Annotated in this window: 19 protein-coding genes; 7 read left to right on the top strand and 12 right to left on the bottom strand. The window is 71.8% G+C overall.

From position 1 onward, the window contains the following. Window positions 1-56: 56 nt before the first annotated feature. From A3Q37_RS32620 to A3Q37_RS32580, 9 genes are all read right to left on the bottom strand, one after another. On the bottom strand, window positions 57-1,073 hold the full coding sequence (locus tag A3Q37_RS32620) for a hydroxyacid dehydrogenase (protein ID WP_065490334.1): 1,017 nt from the start codon (window positions 1,071-1,073) through the stop codon (window positions 57-59). Then, complete coding sequence (locus tag A3Q37_RS32615; RefSeq protein ID WP_176711557.1) at window positions 1,070-1,915, bottom strand: carbohydrate ABC transporter permease; 846 nt, start codon at window positions 1,913-1,915, stop codon at window positions 1,070-1,072. The genes A3Q37_RS32620 and A3Q37_RS32615 overlap by 4 nt, the downstream gene beginning before the upstream one ends. Then, on the bottom strand, window positions 1,912-3,030 hold the full coding sequence (locus tag A3Q37_RS32610; RefSeq protein ID WP_255312016.1) for a carbohydrate ABC transporter permease: 1,119 nt from the start codon (window positions 3,028-3,030) through the stop codon (window positions 1,912-1,914). The genes A3Q37_RS32615 and A3Q37_RS32610 overlap by 4 nt, the downstream gene beginning before the upstream one ends. After that, on the bottom strand, window positions 3,027-4,355 hold the full coding sequence (locus A3Q37_RS32605; RefSeq protein ID WP_065490329.1) for an ABC transporter substrate-binding protein: 1,329 nt from the start codon (window positions 4,353-4,355) through the stop codon (window positions 3,027-3,029). Before A3Q37_RS32605 ends, A3Q37_RS32610 begins: the two co-directional genes overlap by 4 nt. 132 nt (window positions 4,356-4,487) lie before the next feature. Next, the gene (locus A3Q37_RS32600) at window positions 4,488-5,612 is read right to left on the bottom strand and encodes a substrate-binding domain-containing protein (RefSeq protein WP_065490326.1); all 1,125 of its coding nucleotides are present in this window, start codon (window positions 5,610-5,612) and stop codon (window positions 4,488-4,490) included. Window positions 5,613-5,736: 124 nt separating this feature from the next. Next, window positions 5,737-6,510 carry an SDR family oxidoreductase gene (locus A3Q37_RS32595; RefSeq protein WP_065490322.1) on the bottom strand — a complete coding sequence of 258 codons (774 nt, stop codon included), beginning with the start codon at window positions 6,508-6,510 and terminating at the stop codon, window positions 5,737-5,739. A gap of 10 nt (window positions 6,511-6,520) precedes the next feature. Then, window positions 6,521-8,047 carry a multicopper oxidase family protein gene (locus A3Q37_RS32590; protein WP_141693632.1) on the bottom strand — a complete coding sequence of 509 codons (1,527 nt, stop codon included), beginning with the start codon at window positions 8,045-8,047 and terminating at the stop codon, window positions 6,521-6,523. Window positions 8,048-8,153: 106 nt separating this feature from the next. After that, window positions 8,154-9,746, bottom strand: a complete 1,593-nt coding sequence (locus A3Q37_RS32585) for a PQQ-binding-like beta-propeller repeat protein (RefSeq protein WP_065490318.1) — start codon at window positions 9,744-9,746, stop codon at window positions 8,154-8,156. A 170-nt stretch (window positions 9,747-9,916) separates the two neighbouring features. Further along, window positions 9,917-10,585 carry an MOSC domain-containing protein gene (locus A3Q37_RS32580; protein WP_065490315.1) on the bottom strand — a complete coding sequence of 223 codons (669 nt, stop codon included), beginning with the start codon at window positions 10,583-10,585 and terminating at the stop codon, window positions 9,917-9,919. Window positions 10,586-10,665: 80 nt separating this feature from the next. On the opposite strand from A3Q37_RS32580, the gene A3Q37_RS32575 reads away from it, so the two are divergent. Next, entirely contained in the window at window positions 10,666-11,556 is an 891-nt protein-coding gene (locus tag A3Q37_RS32575) for a LysR family transcriptional regulator (protein WP_065490313.1), read from the top strand. A gap of 109 nt (window positions 11,557-11,665) precedes the next feature. Here A3Q37_RS32575 and A3Q37_RS32570 read toward each other — a convergent pair whose 3' ends face one another. After that, complete coding sequence (locus A3Q37_RS32570; protein WP_006126953.1) at window positions 11,666-12,007, bottom strand: WhiB family transcriptional regulator; 342 nt, start codon at window positions 12,005-12,007, stop codon at window positions 11,666-11,668. 453 nt (window positions 12,008-12,460) lie between these two features. Here A3Q37_RS32570 and A3Q37_RS32565 point away from each other — a divergent pair, with 453 nt between their 5' ends. From A3Q37_RS32565 to A3Q37_RS32550, 4 genes are all read left to right on the top strand, one after another. Further along, window positions 12,461-13,072 (top strand): response regulator transcription factor, encoded by a 612-nt coding sequence (locus tag A3Q37_RS32565; protein WP_003948568.1) that lies wholly within the window; start codon window positions 12,461-12,463, stop codon window positions 13,070-13,072. Window positions 13,073-13,351: 279 nt separating this feature from the next. Continuing rightward, on the top strand, window positions 13,352-13,927 hold the full coding sequence (locus tag A3Q37_RS32560; protein WP_065490311.1) for a sigma-70 family RNA polymerase sigma factor: 576 nt from the start codon (window positions 13,352-13,354) through the stop codon (window positions 13,925-13,927). Between the two features lie 138 nt (window positions 13,928-14,065). Further along, on the top strand, window positions 14,066-15,568 hold the full coding sequence (guaB, locus tag A3Q37_RS32555) for an IMP dehydrogenase (protein ID WP_032782905.1): 1,503 nt from the start codon (window positions 14,066-14,068) through the stop codon (window positions 15,566-15,568). A 116-nt stretch (window positions 15,569-15,684) separates the two neighbouring features. Continuing rightward, the gene (locus A3Q37_RS32550) at window positions 15,685-16,809 is read left to right on the top strand and encodes a GuaB3 family IMP dehydrogenase-related protein (protein ID WP_065490309.1); all 1,125 of its coding nucleotides are present in this window, start codon (window positions 15,685-15,687) and stop codon (window positions 16,807-16,809) included. A 71-nt stretch (window positions 16,810-16,880) separates the two neighbouring features. Here A3Q37_RS32550 and A3Q37_RS32545 read toward each other — a convergent pair whose 3' ends face one another. After that, window positions 16,881-17,492, bottom strand: coding sequence for a hypothetical protein (locus A3Q37_RS32545; protein ID WP_255312015.1), 612 nt, complete (start codon window positions 17,490-17,492; stop codon window positions 16,881-16,883). Between the two features lie 144 nt (window positions 17,493-17,636). After that, window positions 17,637-18,899: a nucleotide sugar dehydrogenase gene (locus tag A3Q37_RS32540; protein ID WP_065490299.1), complete on the bottom strand. Its 1,263-nt coding sequence runs from the start codon at window positions 18,897-18,899 to the stop codon at window positions 17,637-17,639. Between the two features lie 242 nt (window positions 18,900-19,141). On the opposite strand from A3Q37_RS32540, the gene A3Q37_RS32535 reads away from it, so the two are divergent. Beyond that, a complete protein-coding gene (locus tag A3Q37_RS32535) occupies window positions 19,142-20,848 on the top strand; it encodes a glycerol-3-phosphate dehydrogenase/oxidase (protein ID WP_065490293.1) in 1,707 nt (568 codons plus the stop codon). A gap of 373 nt (window positions 20,849-21,221) precedes the next feature. After that, window positions 21,222-22,392, top strand: a 1,171-nt coding sequence (locus tag A3Q37_RS32530; protein ID WP_176711556.1) for a serine/threonine-protein kinase, incomplete at its 3' end; no start/stop codon positions are given.

Genomic DNA, 22,392 nt, shown 5'->3' with positions numbered 1-22,392 from the left:
CTGAGGCCCGGTGCCCCCGTCGCGGGGGCACCGGGCCTCGGTGCGTGTCCGGCCGCCTAAGCCATGCGCGTCAGGTCCTGCGGCGTCACCGGGTCCGCGAACGGCAGCCCGCTCGCGTACCGCGCCACCTCGTCCAGCGCGAAGTCCGCCAGCCGGTGGATCTCGTCGCCCAGCGAACCCGCCACATGCGGGGTCAGCAGCACGTTCGGCAGGTCGTACAGCGGCGAACCCGCGGGCGGCACCTCCGGCTCCGTCACGTCCAGCACCGCGTTCAGCCGCCCCGACACCAGCTCCGGCAGCAGCGCGTCCCCGTCGATCAGCGAACCCCGCGAGGTGTTGATCAGTGTCGCCCCGTCCGGCATCGCCGCGAGCTGCGCGGCGCCGATCAGATGCCGGGTCGCGGGCAGTTCGGGCGCGTGGACGGAGACGATCCGGCTGCGGGCGCACAGCTCCTCCAGCCCCACCTTCTGCGCGCCCAGCCGGGCCGCCGCCCCCGTGTCCACGTACGGGTCGAAGAGCAGCACGTCCAGGTCGAACGGGCGCAGCAGCTCGATCACCCGGCGGCCGATCCGGGACGCGCCCACGATGCCCACGCACCGCCGGTAGTTGCCGTGCCCCGCCAGCTCCGCGCGCCAGTCGTGCGGGGCGCGGAGCTGCCGGTAGCGATGGGCGGCGGGCAGCACGTTCTTGCCCGCGAACAGGATCGCGGCCAGCGTGTACTCGGCGACCGGCAGCGCGTTGGCCCCGGCCGCCGAGGTGACCTGGATCCCGCGCTCCCAACAGGCCGGCGTGATGTGGTGCTTGACGCTCCCGGCCGCGTGCACCACGGCCCGCAGCCGGGGCGCGGCGGCGAGGACGTCGGCGGTGAGCGGGGGCGCGCCCCAGCAGGTGATGAGCAGCTCGGCCCCCGCGAGCGCCCGGGCCACCTCGGGCGTCGGGTCGGTCAGCCGGTGGGCGACCAGGGCGGGGTCGGTGTCGACGAGCGCGGTGAGGCGGGCCCGTCGTACGGGGGTGAAGAGGCGGTCCGCGATGCCGGGGCCCATGGCGAGAAGAGCGGTGGGGGTGGTGGTCATTTGACGCTTCCTGCGGTGAGGCCGGCCTTCCAGTGCCGCTGGAGCGTGACGAAGGCGATGATCAGCGGGGTGACGGCGAGGAGGGAGCCGGTGACGACCATCGGGTAGAAGGACGGGTCGGCGTTGGCGTTGCTGTGCCAGTTGTACAGGCCGAGGCTGAGCGGATAGAGGTCCTTGTCGGAGAGCATGACCAGGGGCAGGAAGAAGTTGTTCCAGATCGCGGTGAACTGGAACAGGAACACGGTCACGAACCCCGGCATGACCATCCGCAGCCCCACCGACCAGAAGGTGCGCAGCTCACCGGCTCCGTCGATCCGGGCGGCCTCCAGAACCTCGTCGGGGATGTAACCGGCGCTGAAGATCCGGGAGAGGTACACGCCGAACGGGTTGACCAGCGCCGGGATCAGCACCGCCCAGTAGGTGTTGACGGTGCCGGTCTCGACCGCCAGCAGATACAGCGGCAGGGAGAGGGCGGTGGAGGGCAGCAGGACGCCCAGCAGCACCAGGGCGAACAGCTTCTCCTTGCCCCGGAAGCGGTACTTGTCGAAGGCGTACCCGGCGGCGACGCTGACCAGCGAGCAGCCGAGCGCCCCGGCCCCCGCGTACAGCAGCGAGTTGCCGTACCAGCGGAAGTAGATGCCGTCCTGGTAGGCCGTCAGCTCGGAGAGGTTGTGCGCGAGGTCGAAGCCCTGGAGGGAGAAGACGTCGCCGCCCAGCAGGTTGCCCGCGTCCTTGGTGGCCGCCGAGACCAGCCAGACGAGAGGGAAGAGCGTGTAGACGGCGGCGATCAGCAGGACGACGTTGACCGCGGACTTCGAGAGCCATCGGTTGCCGGAGATCACGGGCGTGCCTCCTTCCTGCGGTTGGTGAAGCGCGTGACGGCGAAGGAGAGGACGGCGGCGACCAGGGCGATCAGGACGGACGCGGCGGCCGCGAGACCGTAGTCGTTACGTTCGAAGGCGGCGCTGTAGGCGTACATGTTGGGGGTCCAGGTGCTGGTCACCGCCGAGCCCGAGCCACGGCTGAGGATCAGGGGCTCGGTGAACAGCTGGAGCGAACCGATGACCGTGAAGAGCAGCACCATCACCAGGGACGAGCGGATCAGGGGGAGCTTGACGGAGAAGGCGATCCGCCAGTTGCCCGCCCCGTCCACGGTGGCCGCCTCCAGCAGCGAGCGGTCCACGGCCTGGAGAGCGGCGTAGAAGATCACCACGTTGTAGCCGAGCCACTGCCACAGCGCGATGTTCACGACGGAGGGCAGCGTGCCCTCGGAGGAGAAGAAGTCGAAGCCGACGCCCCCGGCCTCCATCGCGGCCACGACCGGGCTGAGCTGCGGTGTGTAGAGGTAGATCCAGATCAGCGCGGCGATCAGACCGGGGATGGCGTGCGGCAGGAACAGCGCCAGCTGGAAGAAGCGGCGGGCCCGGGCCAGCGCGGTGTCCAGCAGCAGCGCCAGCACGATCGCGCCGCCGATCATCAGCGGGAGATAGAGCGCGCAGTAGCCGACCAGCACCCAGAAGCCGTCGCGGAAGGCCTGGTCGCCCAGGGCGGTGGCGTAGTTGCCGAGGCCGTCGAAGACCGTACGGGGGCCGTCGAAGCCGAGACCGGACTGCTTCTCGGTGAAGAGGGAGAGCCAGAGCGCGTAGCCGACGGGGACGATCATCGCCACGGTGAACAGGGCGAAGAAGGGGGCGAGGAGGGTGCCGGCCGCCAGCCGGGTGCGGGTGCGGGAGCTGAGGGCGGTGGAGCGGCGCGGGGTGCGGGCGGGCGCTTGCGAGCGGCGTCCGTCGGTACGGGCGGTGAGGCCGCGCGCCTTCGCGCCGCGCTCGTCGGTACGGGCGGAGCCCGGGGCGGGCCCGGTGCGGGGGCCCGGCACCTCGGCGCGACCGGCTCCGCGCCGTTCGGTGTCGTGGGCGCTCAACGCCTTCGGCGCCTGCCTTCTGCCGTTGCCGCTCATGACACCTCCTCCACCTTCAGGCCCCGCTTCCGCAGGTCGGCGACCGTGGCCTCGTGGGCCTTCCTGAGCGTGCGCGGCAGCGTCGAGCCGCCGCCGACGACCGCGCCCAGCTCGTCGCCCAGCGCGGAGTTGGTCGCGCCGGGGCTCGGGCCCCACACCCACTGGGGCCCGATGGACCGGCCCGCCTCCTCGAACAGCCCGTACAGGTCCTGGCCGCCGTAGAAACTCGTGTCGAACGCCCGCTTCGCGATCGGCACCATGGCGGGCGACGCGGGCAGCGCGCTCGACGTGCTCGCCCCGATCCGGGCGTTGATCGCGTCCTCGTGCGTCGCCATCCACAGCGCGAACTCGACGGCGGCCGCGGTCTTGGAACTGCCCTTGCTGACGGCGAACGTCGAGCCGCCGACCATCCCGCTGGCCGGCCGGTCCGCCTCCGGGCTCGGCAGCCGCACCGCCGCCCACTTCCCCTTCTGCTCGGGCACGATGCCCGCGAGGACGCCCGCGCCCCAGGACGCGCCGAGGTAGCCGACGGTGGTGCCCTGCTTGAGGGAGCCGGTCCACTCGGGGCTGAACGAGGAGGCGGTGGAGACGAGCCGGTCGTCGATCAGGCCCTGCCAGTAGGCGGCCGTACGCTCGGAGGCCGGGTCCGTCGTGTCGATCCGCCAGGCGTCCGTCCCGGCCCGGAACCACTGCGCGCCCGCCTGCCACGCCATGGCCTGGAAGAACGTCGGGTCGTCGGGGAAGAACGTGGCGATCCGGGTCTTCGGGGCGGCCTTTTTCACCCGCTCCGCCGCGCTCCGGAACTCGTCCCAGGTGGCGGGCGGTTCGATGGAGTGCTCGGCGAAGAAGTCCTTGCGGTAGTAGAAGATCTGGGGCGCGGCGTCGAAGGGGACCGCCCAGTTCCGGCCGCCGAGCGTCGTCATCTCGATCGTCTGCGGCAGGAACTTCTTCTTGATGTCCTCGGTCAGATACGGGCTGATGTCCTGGAGCGACCCCTGGCTGACGAACGCGGACAGCTGCGGATACTCGATGGAGAGCAGATCCGGGGCGATGCCCGCCTTCACCGCGTTGGCGATCTTGGGGTAGCCGCCGAGGCCGCCCGACGGTATCTCCTCGAACGTCACCTTGATCGTGTCGTGGGTCGCGTTGAACGCGTCCACGACCTCCTGGGACCCCTTCGTCCACGCCCAGAAGGACACGGTCACCGGGTCGCCAGCGGTACCTCGGGCGCGGGAGTCGTCGGCGCCACCGCACGCCGTGACCACGGCGAGAGCGGTGGCGGCGCCGACCAGCGCCTGGACGGAACGGGACCGACTGCGGCTCACGGCATGGCTCCTGTACGGACGTACGGACGGTACGAGCTGGGTAGCCGCGATATTTCGATTCCGCCTGAACGAAGTCAAGAGCGAAAGATTGAATGATCGAATAATGATCGATCCGGGGAGGGGTGAAGAGGGTCAGACCGTCGCAAGACGGTCGGTGTCCTCCGCCCCCGGCCGCCCGCAGGACCCCCGCACCCGCAACGCGGGCAGCAGCGCCACATGCCGCCGGGGCGGCCGCCCGTCCCCGCCCGCGTACCGGGGCCCCGACAACCGCTCCACCAGCAGCTCCGCCGCACCGCGCCCCACCTCCCGTTTGGGCGGGGCCACCGCGCTCAGCGGGGTGTCGGCGAGCGCCGCCACCTCGTCGTCGTACGTGATCAGCGCCAGGTCCTCCGGGACCCGCACGCCCAGCTCCGCCAGCCGGCGCACCAGCCGGATGGCGTCCTCGTCGTTGTGGACCAGCACCGAACGCGCCCGCCCCTCGCGCACCGCGTCCCGCACCGCCAGCGCCGACCGCTCGAACAGCGCCGGATCGCGGTCCGCCGCGAGCGTCGCGATCAGCGGAGCCGTCCCGGCGAGCCCCAGCACGGCCAGCGCCCGCGTGAACCCGGCGCGCACCGCCTGCGCCGTCGGGCTGTCCGAACGGGCCACCAGCATCGGCGTCCCGTGGCCCAGCCGCACCAGATGCCGTACGGCGAGCAGCACCCCGTGGGCATGGTCGGAGACCACCCGGTCCAGGCCCTCCAGCGGACCGCCCGGCGCCCCCTCCCGCTCCACCAGCACCTTCTCGCCGGGCAGCCGGGCTATCCACTCCCCGTACCGCTCGGGGTGGTCCGGCGCCGTCCAGCTCGGCGCCAGCAGCAGCCCCTGCGCCCCGGCCGCCAGCAGCCCGGCCGCGTGCGCCGCGTCGTCCTCGGGGCGGTAGTCGGTGACCCGCAGGATCAGCCGCGCGCCGAGCCGGGCGGCCGCCTCGTGCGCGCCCCGGATCACCTCGGCGAAGTAGTAGGCGGCGGCCGGGGCCAGCATCCCGATCACGGGGCCGCCGCCCACCGGCGTACCGGCCGGGCCCCGTTCGGCGGGCCAGGACACCGAACCGTGCGCCCGCTCCAGCAGCCCCCGGGAGGCCAGCGCCTCGACGTCGCGCCGGGCGGTGACCGTGGCGACGCCGAGCCGGTCCGCCAGGTCGGAGACGCGTACGGTGCCGCGCTCGCGCACCAGGTTCAGCAGCCGGTCATGACGTTCAGCAGCACCTTCGCGCACGGAGACAGCCCCCTGGAGCAGAATGATCGAACCCTGAGCAACGGACGATCATTCGATCACAGGGCGGCCGGAGACGGGAGGGGGCGGGACCCCGGGGCCGAGCAACTCCCGTACCGCTACTGCCTTACTGCGGACCGTACTTGCGTCCCGTCCGCGAGGTGACCCCGCCGAGCAGCCCGCGCGGGGTGACCTTGACCAGCCCCATCAGCGCCTTGTAGCGCGGGTCCGGGACCGACACCGTCTTCCCCCGCGTCAGATCCGTCAGCGCCGAGGCCACCAGCTTGTCCGCGTCGAGCCACATCCAGTTCGGGATGTTGTCCGTGCCCATCCCGGCCCGCTCGTGGAACTCCGTCCGGACGAACCCGGGGCACAGCGCCATCAGCCGCACCCCCGACCCGGCCAGGTCCCGCGCCGCGCCCTGGGTGAACTGCACGACCCAGGACTTCGACGCCCCGTACGTACCGCGCGGCACGAACGCCGCGACGGACGCCACGTTGACGACCCCGCCCCGGCCCCGCTCCCGCATCCCGGCGACCGCCGCCGAGGTCAGCCGCAGGACCGCCTCGCAGTGCACCTTCAGCATCGTCAGCTCGTCGGCCATGGACACCTCCAGGAAGCGCCCCTTGTTGCCGAACCCGGCGTTGTTGACCAGCAGTTCGATCGGGTGCCTGCGGTCCGCGAGCCGCTTCTCGACCGCCTCGATACCGCCGTCCGTGGACAGATCGGCGCTCAGCACCTCGGCCTCGATGCCGTGCCGGTCGTGCAGTTCGGTGGCCTGCTCGCGCAGCCGCGCGGTGTCCCGCGCCACCAGCACCAGGTTGTGCCCCTGGGCCGCCAGCCGCCGCGCGAACGCGGCCCCGATACCCGCCGTCGCGCCTGTGATCAGTGCAGTCGTCATACGCGGCACGTTAGTGCCCCGCATGGTCCGGCACCTCACCCGCCCGCTGCCCCCTCTCCACCACCACGAACTGGCCCATCATCCCGTCGTCCTCGTGCGACAGCAGATGACAGTGGTACATGTACGGGACATCCGGATCGGACGGGCCGTCGAACCGCAGGGCGATCCGCACAGTCGCGCCCATCGGCACCGCCACCGTGTCCTTACGGCCCCGCAGCGCCGGCTCCGGCCGCTTCCCGTTCACGTCCAGCACCCGGAACTGCACATCGTGCACATGGAAGTTGTGCGTCATGTCACCGCCGTTGCGCAGCGTCCACACCTCCGTCGTGCCCCGGGTGACCGTCTCGTCGATCCGGCCCATCGCCATCGGCTTCCCGTTGATCCCGGACCTGCGCAGCTCGAAGTGGCGGCTGCGCACCGCGTCACCGGCCTCCGGCAGCTCAAGACCCCGGTCCACGGCCAGCCGGCCCGGCACCTCGGGGGAGGGGCGCAGCCGCTCGGCCGCCCGCAACTGGAGTACGTCGAAGGAGTCGTCGCCCCCGTCGAACCGCCGCTCCCAGCCGTTCCCGTCGCGCCACGGGTAGCTGCGCAGCACCCTCCGCTCGCCCGGCCGCATCGTCACGACGACCTCCGCCCGCTCACCCGGCGACAGCTGCACCCGGTTCATCGACGCGGGCGCAGCCAGCAGCCCGCCGTCCGTCCCCACCAGGTCGAAGGCACGGTCGTCGTCGAAGCCGAAGGTGTAGATGCGGGCGGTCGACGCGTTGAGCAGGCGCAACCGTACGCGCTCGTCGCCGACCTCGGCGTACGGATCGAGCGTGCCGTTCACCATCGTCCGCTCGCCCAGGAAGCCGGTGTTGGCCAGGAACCGGTGCCCGTGGTCGAACGTCGCGCCGTCGAACGTGACGTCCTGCACCATCACCGGCAGATCGTCCACCCCGTACGTCTTCGGCAGCGCGAGCCGCCCGGAGTCCTCGTCGTCGAGCAGGAACATCCCCGCCAGACCCCGCTGCACGTGCCGCTCCGTCGCCCCGTGCGGATGCGGGTGGTACCAGAGCGTCGAGGCCGGCTGGTCGACCTTCCAGCGCGGGGTCCAGGTGGATCCCGCCTCGACCATCTGGTGCGGTCCGCCGTCCATCGCGGCGGGCAGGTGCATCCCGTGCCAGTGCACGCCGGACGCCTCGTCGAGGGTGTTGCGCACCCGGACCTTCACCCGCTCACCGCGCTTCGCCCGCAGCGTCGGGCCCAGATGGTCCCCGTTGAACCCCCACGTCGGCGTCGCCGCCCCGTCCCGGAACTCCGTGCTCCCCGCCTGCATCCGCAGATCGAAGACGCGCGTGCCGTCCTCGTCCACCGTCGAGGGCGCGAGCGGCGGCACGGCCAGCTCGTTGCCGAAGCGGACCTTGCCCACCGTGCTCAGGTCGGCGTTCGTCCACAGCCACGCGAACGAGCCGCCGACCGCCACCGCGAGCACCCCCACCACGACCGTCAGCGTCACAAGCACCCGCTTCAGCCGTCGTCCCCTGGTCTTCTCCATGCTCATCAGCATTTCGGGCCGACCGGCCCCCGGGCATGGGGCAGAGCCCTGAACCGCCCCCGACCGGGCCCCTACGGTCCGGCCGGGGGAGATCCCCCAGTACGGGTCAGGGTGAGGCGGCGAAAGACAGCATGCGGGCCTCGCGGACGGGCTTTTTGTCCTCGTCGCCGCTCATGTGCGTCGCCGTCAGGACGAGGCGTCCGTCGACGTAGGCCGTGTGCCCCATGAACATCTCGTACTCCCACGCGGCGGTCGCCGCCGGGTGCTTCACGACCTCGGTCTCCGTGCCGGCGCCTTTCGGGCCCATGAGGAACGTCCGGCCCGGGCTGCTTGGGCCGGCCGCCTCGTAGATGCGCATCGATGTGCCGCCCTCCGCGCGCAGGGCATAGAGCATCCGGAGCCGGTTGTCCTTGATCCCCCACAGGAACTTCCCGGTCTTCAGGTCGTACGCGCCGACCTGGTTCTGGCCGCCCAGCATGATGAGGCCCTTGTCGACCGAGGCGCCCCGGCAGGGCTGGATGTCATCGCCGCCCCCGCTTCCGGCACAGTGTTCGAACCCCTTGTCCCGGGCGTCGAAGGTGACGCGGTGCTTGCCCTGGGGGTCCAGCACCGTGATCCGCCAGTCCTTCGCGGTGTCCTCGTTGTTGTAGACGGTGAAGACGACCGGGTCCATGGAGATCAGAGCGCCGAAGCTCCAGCCGGTCTTCGTCCGGTAGCGCCACAGGAGCTTGCCGGTCCGGGGATCGAACTCGCGCAGCTGGCCGTAGTTCTTGCCCCGGTCCATGGAGACCATGCAGTCGGAACTCACCAGCAGCCGGGCGGCGCCGCCCGCCACACCGGTGGGGAAGCACGCCCCTTTCTTCTCCGAGGGAATCTTGTGGAGCTTGCTCCCGTCGTCCATCCGGTAGGTGACGGCCCGTTGGCCCCGGGCGACGGACAGCACGTCGCCGCTGATGGCGCTGTAGACGATGAGCGTGTCGTCCTGGTCGCCGGGCTCGTCGAGCTTCTTCTGCCACCCCTGCTTCCCGGTCTTGAGATCGATCATCTGCATCCGGTTGCAGCGATTGCCCCGCTCGTTGTCGGGCCTCTCCTGCCGGAACACCACGACCTTGCCGTCGGGCGTCGGGTTCGCCGGGGTCTCGCACACGGCGGAGGGGAGCGTCACGCTCCACACCTCGGCCCCGTCCGAGAGCCGGTAGGCCGTCACCTTCCGGTACAGGGCCTGTACGGCGGTGTCGCCGACGATCCACAGGTCGTGGACCTTGTTGATCTGCTTGGGGATATCGGTCTTGTCGTCGGCGATCCACGCCGACGCCTCGCCCGGCTTCCGCGCGGCCGCGACCTCCGCCGTCGTCGGAATGTGGCTCAGCTTCGGGGCGCCCGCCGCGGGCGTACGGGACGGGGACGCCGAACCGGAAGGGCCGGGCGACTTCTTCACCACGGGTTTCGCGGGATCGTCCCGCCCCCAGTCGGTGAAGCCGTACACCCCGCCCGCCACGACCACGAGCACCAGCGCCACGACCGCGGCGACGACGGGCCCCCGGCCGAAGCGGCGACGCGGGGGCGGAGGTGGTGGCGTCGGCGCGGGTGTCGGTATCCCGAACCCCTGCTGCGCGCCGCCCTCCGACGCGTACGGGTTACCGGGAACGGGCTGCTGCGGCGGGCCCGGGGTATACCAGGGCTGCTGCGCATCGGGCATGGTCTTCCCCCTGAGACGTGCCACTCGGCTCGATGTCTGATTCTCGGGCGCGGGTCACTGGTGGTGGACGCGCCGTCGGCTGATCCAGTTCCCGGCCAACGCCCCGGAGGACGCGGCGCAGGTGACGCCGCGTCACCCGATGGCGCCGCCGACCTCGTGAGCGACCGCCCTCAGCCCTGCCGTGCCACGTACTCCCGCGCCTGGCTCAGCGTCTTCGGGTGCAGCGCGTCCCCGGCGGCCAGCAGGGAGGGCAGCAGGGTGCGGTCGGTCGTCACCGCCCGGAACTGCACGGCGGCGGTGATCCCGTGGTCCGGCCGGTGCACGATCTCGATGGGGTCCCCGGCGCGGACCGTGCCCGGTTCGATCACCCGCAGGTACGCGCCGGTCACGCCCTCCTGAGTGAACCGCTTGATCCACCCCTTCTCCCCGAGGTGCTCGGCGAAGGTCCGGCACGGGATCCGCCCCGAGGTCACCTCCAGCACCAGGTCCGCCCCCACCCGCCAGCGCTCGCCGATCCGCGCGCCGCTGACGTCGAGGCCCTGGGTCGTGAAGTTCTCGCCGAAGACCCCGTTGGCCAGCTTCCGGCCGCCCAGCTCCCGCTCCCAGGCGTCCAGCTCCTCCCGGGCGAAGGCGTACACCGCCTGGTCGCTGCCGCCGTGATGGCGCAGATCGCACACCGCGTCCCCGGACAGCCCGCTGCCGCCGACGCCCTTGGGCCCGGGGTCGCGCACCTCCACGGGGCCGTCCGTCGGGCGCTTGTCGATGCCGGAGAGGCCGTCCGGGCCGCCGGTCTGTGCGTTGGGGCGGGGACGGCCGATGTTCACGGTCAGCAGCTTCATGCGGATACGCTAACCGCCCCTACCTCAAAGAAGCACCTCGTTAGTTCGCCCCTCCTCCAAGAGTTTCTTATGATGGAGGGGTGATCGAAGCTCGCCACCTCCGTGTCCTGCGCGCCGTGTCCACCACCGGCTCGTTCTCCGCCGCCGCCCGCGAACTCGGCTGCACCCAGCCCGCCGTCAGCCAGCAGATGAAGGCCCTGGAGGCCTCCGCCGGCACCACGCTGCTGATCCGCACCGGACGCGAGATGCGCCTCACCCAGGCCGGCGAGGCGCTGGTGCGGCACGCCGCCGGCATCCTCGCGGGGCTGACCGCGGCCGAGGAGGAGGTCGCCGCCATCGCCGGACTGCGGGCCGGCCGGGTCCGGCTGGTCTCCTTCCCCAGCGGCAGCTCCACCCTGGTCCCGGGCGCGCTGGCCGCCCTGCGCGCCGAACACCCCGGCACCCGCGTCTCGCTCGTCGAGGCCGAGCCGCCGCGCTCGGTGGACCTGCTGCGGGAGGGCGACTGCGACATCGCGCTGGCGTTCCGTTACGGGACGACCGGCGGCGAATGGGACGACCTGGTGGTCCGGCCGCTGCTCACCGACCGGCTGATCGGCCTCCTCCCGGAGGGGCACCGGCTGGCGGAGGCTTCGAGCGTGGCCATCGGCGAGCTGGCCGACGAGTCCTGGATCGCGGGCTGCCCGCGCTGCCGCCGCCAGCTCGTCGAGGTCTGCGAGGAGTCCGGCTTCGCCCCGCGCATCGACTTCGCCACCGACGACTACCCGGCGGTGATGGGCCTCGTCGGGGCCGGGCTGGGCGTGGCGGTGCTGCCGGAGCTGGCCGTCGAGTCGGTACGCCCCAAGGGGGCCAGGGCCGTGCCGGTCGAGCCCGTGATCGAGCGGGAGATCGTCGCGCTGACCCTGCCGGACCTGGCCCGGGTCCCGGCGGTGGCGGCCACCCTGGACCAGCTGGCGCGGACCGCCGCCCGCTGAGGCGGCGCGGGGCACGGCGCGCGTGCGGAGGCCCGCCGCGACCGGTCGGGGGCCGGATGGCTGAAGGTGCTGAAAAAACGTTTCTGCGTCGCGTTGAGGCGTACGGGTGTCAGGTGGCGCCGGAGCCCGGTCCGGCGGCGGGTACCCCGGAGGGCGCCGCGCTGATCAGCCGGGTTCTGGCCCGGCCCATCAGCTCCTCGCGCTCGTCCTCCGTCAGGCCGCCCCACACGCCGTAGGGCTCCCGTACGGCCAGGGCGTGCGCCGCGCACTCGGCCCGTACCGGGCAGCGCATGCACACCTCCTTCGCGGAGGTCTCGCGGGCGCTCCGTGCCGCGCCGCGCTCGCCCTCCGGGTGGAAGAACAGGGAGCTGTCCACGCCTCGGCAGGCGGCGAGCAGCTGCCAGTCCCACAGGTCTGCGTTGGGTCCGGGAAGGCGGGAGAAATCTGCCATTGCTTGTCCCCTCGGAGCTGTGCTGCGTCGGAAGCGGCATCCTCGACCGTCTGTGTTCGACGGCCTGCTGTGTTCGGACCGTCTCTGATCGGTGTGACCGAAGTCTCGACCGTACATCTACGGTGCTAGTAGATGTAAATATGACTGATTGCGAATCTAGCCACAGACACCCTCGAAAGGGAAGAAAAGCTGCCAAATAGGGCATGCCAGGGGGTGAAGATCCGGTTGGCGGGTGAATCGCCCGCGCCGTTCTCCTCCGTGTCCGAGCCTTCACGTAGAGTGCCGAACCCGGTCGCGCGACCCGTAACTCTTTCGAGTGACCGTCGTTAAAGGAACGGATGCGGTTGACGGATATCCGGCTCGGGCACATGTCCGAGGGGGTCGACCGCACAGGTGACGACTTGTATCAGCCTGGAGGCTCAAGGTGACGCGCATCAGCTGCGGAGGACGGTCATGACATCCGTCCTCGTCTGCGACGACTCCCCGCTTGCCCGAGAAGCGCTCCGTCGCGCGGTGGCCACCGTGCCCGGCGTCGAGCGTGTGACGACCGCGGCCAACGGCGAGGAAGTCCTCCGCCGCTGGGGTGCCGATCGTTCGGATCTGATTCTGATGGACGTACGCATGCCCGGTCTGGGAGGTGTGGAGACCGTCCGGCGGCTGCTCTCCGCCGACCCCGGGGCCCGGATCATCATGCTGACCGTCGCCGAGGACCTGGACGGGGTCGCGCTCGCGGTCGCCGCCGGTGCCCGCGGCTATCTGCACAAGGACGCCTCGCGCGCCGAGCTGCGGGCCACCGTCACCCAGGCGCTGGCCGACCCGACGTGGCGGCTCGCCCCGCGCCGGCTGCGGTCCGCCGAGATGGGGGCGGCCCCCACGCTCACCGCGCGGGAGATCCAGGTGCTCGAAGGCATGAGTCACGGCCGCTCCAACGCGGAGATCGGCCGTGAGCTGTTCCTCTCCGAGGACACGGTGAAGACCCACGCCCGCCGCCTGTTCAAGAAGCTCGGGGCCTCGGACCGCGCCCACGCGGTGGCCCTCGGATTCCGCTGGGGCCTGGTCCGCTGAGGACGCGGCCCGGACCGCGCCCCGTCCGCAGACCGGCGGACGGGGGACGGAGCGGGCCACCGGCTCCACACCCCGTAACCGGGCGCCCGCCCAGCGGTGCCATGTGACGCTTCCCGGCCGATGACGCATCCTTGAGTCGTGGAGTTCCTCAGGAACGATTCGGTCGAGCGGAAGGGGAGGGCGCAGGACATGACATCCGGCGCACCCGCTCATAACGCTTCGGTGCACAACTCCGGAGGCGGTGCAGCGGACCGAGTGGCAGCAGGGCACCATGGTTCGATGCGCGATGACGAGACCACGGTGATCGGTGCCCTGGTGCACCGCGCCGTCGACGGAGACGCGCAGGCCACCCATGATCTGCTGGCCCACGTCCACCCCCTCGCCCTGCGCTACTGCCGCTCCCGGCTGAACCGGCTCCCCGGTGATGCTCGCCACTTCGTGGAGGACCTGGCGCAGGAGGTCTGCGTCGCGGTGCTGATGGCGCTGCCGCGCTACAAGGACACCGGCAGGCCCTTCGAAGCCTTCGTCTTCGCGATCGCCGGACACAAGGTCGCCGATCTCCAGCGTGCCGCGATGCGCCACCCGGGGTCGACCGTCGTCCCCTCCGACGAGATGCCGGAGCGGCCCGACGACTCCCTCGGCCCGGAGGAGCGCGCCCTGCTCAGCAGCGACGCCGCCTGGGCCAAGAAGCTTCTCGCCAACCTCCCGGAGAGCCAGCGCGAGCTGCTGGTCCTGCGGGTCGCGGTGGGGCTGACCGCCGAGGAGACCGGACGGATGCTCGGGATGTCACCGGGCGCGGTCCGCGTCGCCCAGCACCGCGCGCTCAGCAGGCTCCGGGCGCTCGCCGAGCAGTAGCGGTACGTCGGCGTCCGCCGCCGGCCGCTTCGTGCGAAGCTCCAGAACCGTCAAGTGATCTTGATCGTGGAATGAGACACCTCCCGGGGCCGTTAGCATGGACATCCGCACCGATCAAGGCCATTTGGGGAAGGTGTCATGACTGCAAACGTCGACGGAGTGCCCGAGAAATTCGCGACGCTCGGGTTGACCTACGACGACGTGCTGCTGTTGCCCGGCGCGTCCGAGGTTCTGCCCAACGCGGTCGACACCTCGACCCTCATCTCGCGCAACGTCCGGGTGAACATCCCCCTGCTCTCGGCCGCCATGGACAAGGTGACCGAGGCCCGCATGGCCATCGCCATGGCCCGCCAGGGCGGCGTCGGCGTGCTGCACCGCAACCTCTCCATCGAGGACCAGGTGAACCAGGTCGACCTGGTCAAGCGGTCCGAGTCCGGCATGGTCACCGACCCGATCACGGTGCACCCCGACGCCACGCTCGGTGAGGCGGACGCGCTCTGCGCGAAGTTCCGCATCAGCGGTGTGCCGGTCACCGACGGCGCGGGCAAGCTGCTCGGCATCGTCACCAACCGCGACATGGCCTTCGAGTCGGACCGTACGCGCCAGGTGCGCGAGGTCATGACGCCGATGCCGCTCGTCACCGGCAAGGTCGGCATCTCCGGCGTCGAGGCCATGGAGCTGCTGCGCCGCCACAAGATCGAGAAGCTGCCGCTGGTCGACGAGGCGGGCCTCCTCAAGGGCCTCATCACGGTCAAGGACTTCAAGAAGGCCGAGCAGTACCCCAACGCCGCGAAGGACGCCGAGGGCCGCCTGCTGGTCGGCGCGGCCGTCGGCGCCAGCCCCGAGGCGCTGGAGCGCGCGCAGGCCCTCGCCTCCGCCGGGGTCGACTTCCTCATCGTCGACACCTCGCACGGCCACAACAGCAACGCCCTCGCCTGGATGGCGAAGATCAAGTCGAGCGTCGGCGTCGACGTCATCGGCGGCAACGTCGCCACCCGCGACGGTGCCCAGGCCCTGATCGACGCCGGTGTCGACGGCGTGAAGGTCGGCGTCGGGCCCGGCTCGATCTGTACCACCCGCGTGGTCGCCGGTATCGGCGTCCCGCAGGTCACCGCGATCTACGAGGCAGCGCTCGCCGCCCGTGCCGCCGGTGTCCCGGTGATCGGCGACGGCGGCCTCCAGTACAGCGGCGACATCGGCAAGGCCCTCGCCGCCGGCGCGGACAGCGTGATGCTGGGCAGCCTGCTCGCGGGCTGCGAGGAGTCGCCGGGCGAGCTGATGTTCATCAACGGCAAGCAGTTCAAGTCGTACCGCGGCATGGGCTCGCTGGGCGCCATGCAGTCCCGCGGCCAGGGCCGGTCCTACTCCAAGGACCGCTACTTCCAGGCCGAGGTCTCCTCGGACGACAAGCTCGTCCCCGAGGGCATCGAGGGCCAGGTGCCCTACCGGGGCCCGCTGGCCAACGTCCTCCACCAGCTCGTCGGCGGCCTGCGCCAGACCATGGGCTACGTCGGTGCCGCGTCCGTCGACCAGATGGAGAGCAAGGGCCGCTTCGTCCGGATCACCTCGGCGGGTCTCAAGGAGAGCCACCCGCACGACATCCAGATGACGGTGGAAGCACCGAACTACAGCCGGAAGTAACGCGGGAAGTAACGCATCACCGCAGGTGAGGGGCGGACCGGAGTTCCCGGTACCGCCCCTCACGTGTGCGTCGGGGATACTGGTCAGCGCAGACGTAGAGGGAAAGGCCACACATCGTGACTGAGATCGAGATCGGGCGCGGCAAGCGCGGCCGCCGGGCTTACGCATTCGACGACATCGCTGTCGTTCCGAGCCGCCGCACCCGGGACCCGAAGGAGGTCTCGATCGCCTGGCAGATCGACGCCTACCGCTTCGAGCTGCCGTTCCTGGCCGCTCCCATGGACTCCGTGGTCTCCCCGCAGACCGCCATCCGGATCGGCGAGCTCGGCGGCCTCGGCGTGCTGAACCTGGAAGGCCTGTGGACCCGGCACGCCGACCCGCAGCCGCTGCTCGACGAGATCGCCGAGATGCCGGCCGAGTCCGCGACCCGCCGGCTCCAGGAGATCTACTCCGCGCCGATCCAGGAGGAGCTGATCGGGCAGCGCATCAAGGAGGTGCGCGACTCCGGTGTCGTCACCGCCGCCGCGCTCTCCCCGCAGCGCACCGCCCAGTTCTCCAAGGCGGTCGTCGACGCGGGCGTCGACATCTTCGTCATCCGCGGTACGACGGTCTCCGCCGAGCACGTCTCCGGCGCCGCCGAGCCGCTGAACCTGAAGCAGTTCATCTACGAGCTGGATGTCCCGGTCATCGTCGGCGGCTGCGCCACGTACACCGCCGCCCTGCACCTGATGCGGACCGGCGCGGCCGGTGTCCTCGTCGGCTTCGGCGGCGGCGCCGCGCACACCACGCGCAACGTCTTCGGCATCCAGGTCCCGATGGCCACCGCCGTCGCGGACGTCGCCGGCGCCCGCCGCGACTACATGGACGAGTCCGGCGGCCGGTACGTGCACGTCATCGCCGACGGCGGCGTCGGCTGGTCCGGCGACCTGCCGAAGGCCATCGCCTGCGGCGCCGACGCCGTGATGATGGGCTCCCCGCTGGCCCGCGCCACCGACGCGCCGGGCCGTGGCCGACACTGGGGCATGGAGGCCGTCCACGAGGACGTGCCGCGCGGCAAGCTGGTCGACCTCGGCTCGGTCGGGACGACGGAGGAGGTCCTCACCGGCCCCTCGCACACCCCGGACGGCTCGATGAACATCTTCGGCGCCCTGCGCCGCGCGATGGCCACCACCGGCTACAGCGACCTCAAGGAGTTCCAGCGCGTCGAGGTGACGGTGGCGGACTCGCAGCACCGCCGCTGATCTCCCGCGTACGTACGCGAAGGGCCCGGACCGCCGAGCGGTCCGGGCCCTTCCGTATGTCCTGCGCGGTGTCAGCCGGCCTTCTTCGCCCCACCGATGGCGCCGATCGCGCCGATGGCGAAGAAGACGTACGTCATGAAGTCGGCCTCTTCCGACCAGGCCTTGGTCACCGTGTCGAAGTGGTCGCCGACGACCTCGGAGAACGGGATCTGCGCCAGATCGGACAGGATCATCGAGATGCCGATGAGCTGCCCCAGGTAGACCGCGCCGATCGAGAAGACGGCGGAGGCGGCGATGATCGCCGGGTGGGAGCCGCCGACCTTGCTCGCCGCGAAGCCGACGAGGAAGCCGACGCCGACCGCCGCGTAACCGACCTCGCGCTCGATGGAGCCCGCGATCACGCCGTACAGGATGCCCGCGACGATCGCCGCGCCGAGCGCGACCGCCACCCCGAGCAGGATGTTGTTGCGGACCGGGGGCGCCGGAGCGAAGGGCGCGCCGCCGCCGAACGGGGCGCCCTGGCCGGGCTGCTGGCCGTACGGGTTGCCGGTCGGGGCCGGGGGCTGCTGGCCGTACGGGGTGCCGGTCGGGGCGGCGGGGGCGGGCTGACCCGGCTGGCCGGCATAGGGGTTGCCCTCGACGGGCTGCTGGGGCTGGTTCGGCGGCTGCACGGGCTGACTCACGGTGGGACTCCCCCTGGGGCGGCTGCGCACTGCTGCGCGGAATACGCACGTGTGTGCTCTCTGTGACGCCGCAGAGTAGCAGCACCGTCCGGATCCGGTCACTGACTATCTTTCGACGGTCCGTCACCTCGCGCGCGTCCCGCACTAGAGCCGGTGTGCGGCCCCCGCCGGAGTGGCCCCCCGGGTGTCCAGGAGCAGTTGGGCCTTCACCGCGAGGCCCTGGAGGTCGTAGGTGCGGTGCTGCTGGAGCAGTACGGTCAGGTCGGCGGCGGCCGCCGCCTCGTACAGCGAGTCGGCGCGCGGGACGGGGCGTTCGCGGACCCGCCAGTCCAGGACGTGCGGGTCGTGGTAGCCGATCTGGGCGCCCATGTCGATGAGCCGGGTGGCGATCTCCCGGGCGGGCGCGGCCTCTTGGTCCGCGGTGTCCGGTTTGTAGGTGACGCCGAGCAGCAGGACGCGTGCGCCCCGGACGGACTTGCCGTGCTCGTTGAGGAGGGTGGCGCAGCGCTGGATGACGTAACGGGGCATCCGGTCGTTGATCTCCTGCGCCAGCGAGACCATCCGCAGCGGGTGTCCGGCGGTGCGGCCGCCGTAGGGCGGGCAGCCCGGGTCGACCGGGACGCCGTGCCCGCCGACGCCGGGTCCCGGGCGGAAGGTCTGGAAGCCGAACGGCTTGGTCTCGGCGCACCGGACGACGTCCCAGAAGTCGACGCCGAGGTCGTGGCAGAGCACCGCCATCTCGTTGACCAGCGCGATGTTGACGTGCCGGAAGTTGGTCTCCAAGACCTTCGTCATCTCCGCCTCGCGCGGACCCCGGGCCCGTACGACCTTGTCGGTGAGCCGTCCGTAGAAGGCGGCGGCCGACTCGGTGCAGGCGGGGGTGAGGCCGCCGATGACCTTGGGCGTGTTGGCCAGGGTGCGGGTGCGGTTGCCGGGGTCGAGCCGGCCGGGGGAGCAGGCGAGGTGGAAGTCGCGTCCGGCGACGAGCCCGGAGCCCTCTTCGAGCAGGGGGCGCAGGAAGGTCTCGGTGGTGCCCGGCGGTACGGCGGACTCCAGCAGCACGGTGGTGTGCGGGCGCAGCCGGGCGGCCAGGGCACGGGCGGCGTCGCCGAGCGCGGTGAGGTCGATGGTGCGGTCGGGGCCGAGCGGGGCGGGGGAGCAGATCACGGCGGTACGGACCCGGCCCAGCTCGGCGGCGTCGGTGGTGGGCCGGAAGCCGCCCGAGAGCATGCGGCGGACCTCGGAGGCGGTGAGAGCGCCCTCGACGGGGCTCCGGCCGGCTCTCAGCTCCGCGTACGGGCGGGGGTCGGGGTCGTAGCCGACGGTGTCGATCCCGGCGGTCACGGCGGCCTGGGCGAGGGGCAGGCCGAGGTGGCCGAGTCCGATGACGGCGAGGTCTGCGGGCATACAGGAAGACCCCCTAAATGCGGAGAGCGAAGATCGCAACTGCTGTGGACAGCGCAATGTCAGACTAGGCGTAAATATGACCTATATGTCGCATTGTGCCGCTCCGGTCACCGGGGTGTTGTCCACAGGCGGTGGCTGAACTCGGGGAGCGCGGACAGAATCGAGAGGTGGACACGGGCGGCCGGCCCCTCGGCCGGGTGGCACTCCCGTGTCCGACCACCCCGATCCACCGGGAGGCAGCAGTGAGGACAGCGACACTGGGACCCGCCGAGCGCACCCTCGCGCTCGCCGCCATGGCCGAACGCGAACTGGACGTGCTGGTCGTGGGGGCGGGCGTGGTCGGCGCGGGCACGGCGCTGGACGCCGCCACGAGAGGCCTGACGACCGGCCTGGTCGAGGCGCGCGACTGGGCGTCCGGCACATCGAGCAGGTCGAGCAAGCTGATCCACGGCGGCCTGCGCTATCTGGAGATGCTCGACTTCGCCCTGGTCCGGGAGGCGCTCAAGGAGCGCGGACTGCTCCTGGAACGGCTCGCGCCGCATCTGGTGAAGCCCGTGCCCTTCCTCTACCCCTTGCAGCACAAGGGCTGGGAGCGCCTCTACGCCGGCTCGGGCGTCGCGCTGTACGACGCGATGTCGGTCTCCTCCGGCCATGGACGCGGCCTCCCCGTCCACCGCCACCTCTCCCGCAAGCACGCCCTGCGGGTCGCCCCCGCGCTGAAGAAGGACGCCCTGGTCGGCGCCCTCCAGTACTACGACGCCCAGATGGACGACGCCCGCTTCGTCACCGACCTGGTGCGCACCGCCGCGTCCTACGGCGCCCACGTGGCCAACCAGGCCCGGGTCGTCGGCTTTCTCCGCGAGGGCGAGCGGGTCGTCGGCGTGCTCGTCCGGGACGTCGAGAGCGGCACGGAGTACGAGGTCCGGGCCAAGCAGGTGGTCAACGCCACCGGCGTGTGGACCGACGACACCCAGGGGCTCATCGGCGAGCGCGGACAGTTCCACGTCCGGGCCTCCAAGGGCATCCACCTGGTCGTCCCCAAGGACCGCATCCACTCCTCCACCGGCCTCATCCTGCGCACCGAGAAGTCCGTCCTCTTCGTCATCCCCTGGGGCCGGCACTGGATCATCGGCACCACGGACACCGACTGGGACCTGGACAAGGCCCACCCGGCCGCCTCCAGCGCCGATATCGACTATCTCCTCCAGCACGTCAACTCCGTCCTGAACACCCCGCTGACCAGGGACGACGTCCAGGGCGTCTACGCCGGGCTGCGCCCTCTGCTGGCCGGCGAGTCGGACGCCACCAGCAAGCTGTCGCGCGAGCACACGGTGGCCCACCCCGCCCCCGGCCTGGTCGTCGTGGCGGGCGGCAAGTACACGACGTACCGGGTCATGGCCAAGGACGCGGTGGACGAGGCGGTGCACGGGCTCGACCAGCGGGTCGCCGCCTGCGTCACCGAGGACACCCCGCTGCTGGGGGCCGAGGGGTACAAGGCCCTGTGGAACGCGCGCGCCCGGATCGCGGCCCGGACCGGACTCCATGTCGCCCGGGTGGAGCATCTGCTCAACCGGTACGGCTCAATGACCGAGGAAATTCTGGAACTCATCCTCGCCGACCCCGTCCTGGGCGAACCGCTGCCCGCCGCCGACGACTATCTGCGCGCCGAGATCGTCTACGCGGCCTCCCACGAGGGCGCCCGCCATCTGGACGATGTGCTGACCCGGCGCACCCGGATCTCCATCGAGACCTTCGACCGGGGCACCCGCAGCGCCCGGCTCTGCGCGGAGCTGATCGCGCCGGTGCTGGGCTGGGACCAGGGGCGGATCGACCGGGAGGTCGAGCACTACGAGAAGCGGGTGGAGGCCGAGCGGGAGTCGCAGCGCCAGCCCGACGACCTCACGGCGGACGCGGCCCGGCTGGGCGCACCGGACATCGTGCCGATCTGAGGGGCGTCCCGCGGAGCCCCGGACGGCGTACGGATCCGGGGGAGGCGGCTGATCCGAGGGGCGGCTGATCCGAGAGGCGCCGTGCCGGTCCGAGGGGCGGCGGATCCCGGGGACGGCCGCCCGAGGGGACGGCCGGAAGAACCCCGCCCGGCGGCCATCGCCTGTTGCCTCCGGGGCAGTTGGGCCCCGCCTGCCCGGTGGGGCGGGGCGGCGGGCCGGTCCGGCCTGGACGGGGAGGCCCGGTTGGTAGGAGGCTGTGAGGGATTCCCCCGGCGGGCCGCGGCGCGGCGGACCCGGACCCGGCACCAGGACCGGTCCCGGGGTGAGGGACAATGAACGCTCTGCCAGGGCGGGTTGATCGCAGAGGGGACGCATGTCGGAGGCGGAGCAGGCACGGGAGCCCCAAGGGGACAAGAACGGTCGTCTCCTCGCGGGGCGCTACCGGCTCGGGGGAGTGCTCGGCAGGGGCGGCATGGGTACGGTCTGGCGCGCCGACGACGAGACGCTCGGCCGCACGGTCGCGGTGAAGGAACTGCGGTTCCCCTCGGCGATCGACGAGGACGAGAAACGCCGGCTGATCACGCGCACCCTGCGTGAGGCCAAGGCGATCGCACGGATCCGCAACAACAGCGCGGTGACCGTCTACGACGTGGTCGACGAGGACGACCGCCCGTGGATCGTCATGGAACTGGTCGAGGGCAAGTCCCTGGCCGAAGTCATCCGCGAGGACGGCACGCTGACGCCGAAACGCGCCGCCGAGGTCGGGCTCGCCATCCTCGACGTGCTGCGCTCGGCCCACCGCCAGGGCATCCTGCACCGCGACGTGAAGCCGTCCAACGTGCTGATCGCGGAGGACGGGCGCGTCGTGCTCACCGACTTCGGCATCGCCCAGGTCGAGGGCGACCCGTCGGTCACCTCCACCGGCATGCTCGTCGGCGCCCCCTCGTACATCTCGCCGGAGCGGGCGCGCGGCCACAAGCCGGGCCCGCCCGCCGACCTGTGGTCGCTCGGCGGGCTGCTGTACGCCAGCGTCGAGGGCTGCCCGCCGTACGACAAGGGCTCGGCCATCGCCACGCTCACGGCGGTGATGACCGAACCGCTCGACCCGCCGAAGAACGCCGGTCCGCTCACCGAGGTCATCTACGGGCTGCTCGCCCGGGACCCGGAACAGCGCCTCGACGACGCCGGGGCGCGGGCGTTGCTCAACGAGGTCATCAAGGCCCCCGACGTGCCCGTGCCCGCCCCCGCGGACTCCACCCAGGTCATGGCGATCCCGCCGGCGCCCGCCGTGGACCCCCTCGTCAAGCGGACGCCGAAGCAGCCCAAGGCCGCGAAGCCGCCGAAGCAGACAGCCGGGACGGGCGAGTCCGGCGAGGGCGCCCGCGACCGGCTGCGCGGAGCCCTGCGCTCCGTGCGCAACGCGAAGACCCCGGCGGTGGCCGCCGGGGCCGCCGCGGGCGCCGCGGCAGCGTCCACGGGCTCTCCGGCCGCCGCGGCCACCGGTTCGCCCGTGGCCCCGCCCAAGCCGCCGTCCCCGCCCGGGA

It is taken from the genome of Streptomyces sp. PTY087I2 (assembly GCF_001687325.1).
GTDB lineage: Bacteria > Actinomycetota > Actinomycetes > Streptomycetales > Streptomycetaceae > Streptomyces.
Note: the sequence above shows the minus strand (reverse complement) of the source record. Positions and strands in the feature narration are given on the sequence as shown.

Bases quoted from the DNA above. Each gene is read 5' to 3' on its own strand.
- A3Q37_RS32580 (WP_065490315.1), bottom strand. From the start codon at position 10,585: ATGAAGCTGCTGACCGTGAACATCGGCCGTCCCCGCCCCAACGCACAG.
- A3Q37_RS32565 (WP_003948568.1), top strand. From the start codon at position 12,461: ATGACATCCGTCCTCGTCTGCGACGACTCCCCGCTTGCCCGAGAAGCG.
- A3Q37_RS32585 (WP_065490318.1), bottom strand. From the start codon at position 9,746: ATGCCCGATGCGCAGCAGCCCTGGTATACCCCGGGCCCGCCGCAGCAG.
- A3Q37_RS32620 (WP_065490334.1), bottom strand. From the start codon at position 1,073: ATGACCACCACCCCCACCGCTCTTCTCGCCATGGGCCCCGGCATCGCG.
- A3Q37_RS32560 (WP_065490311.1), top strand. From the start codon at position 13,352: ATGCGCGATGACGAGACCACGGTGATCGGTGCCCTGGTGCACCGCGCC.
- A3Q37_RS32570 (WP_006126953.1), bottom strand. From the start codon at position 12,007: ATGGCAGATTTCTCCCGCCTTCCCGGACCCAACGCAGACCTGTGGGAC.
- A3Q37_RS32610 (WP_255312016.1), bottom strand. From the start codon at position 3,030: ATGAGCGGCAACGGCAGAAGGCAGGCGCCGAAGGCGTTGAGCGCCCAC.
- A3Q37_RS32590 (WP_141693632.1), bottom strand. From the start codon at position 8,047: ATGGAGAAGACCAGGGGACGACGGCTGAAGCGGGTGCTTGTGACGCTG.
- A3Q37_RS32595 (WP_065490322.1), bottom strand. From the start codon at position 6,510: ATGACGACTGCACTGATCACAGGCGCGACGGCGGGTATCGGGGCCGCG.
- A3Q37_RS32540 (WP_065490299.1), bottom strand. From the start codon at position 18,899: ATGCCCGCAGACCTCGCCGTCATCGGACTCGGCCACCTCGGCCTGCCC.
- guaB (WP_032782905.1), top strand. From the start codon at position 14,066: ATGACTGCAAACGTCGACGGAGTGCCCGAGAAATTCGCGACGCTCGGG.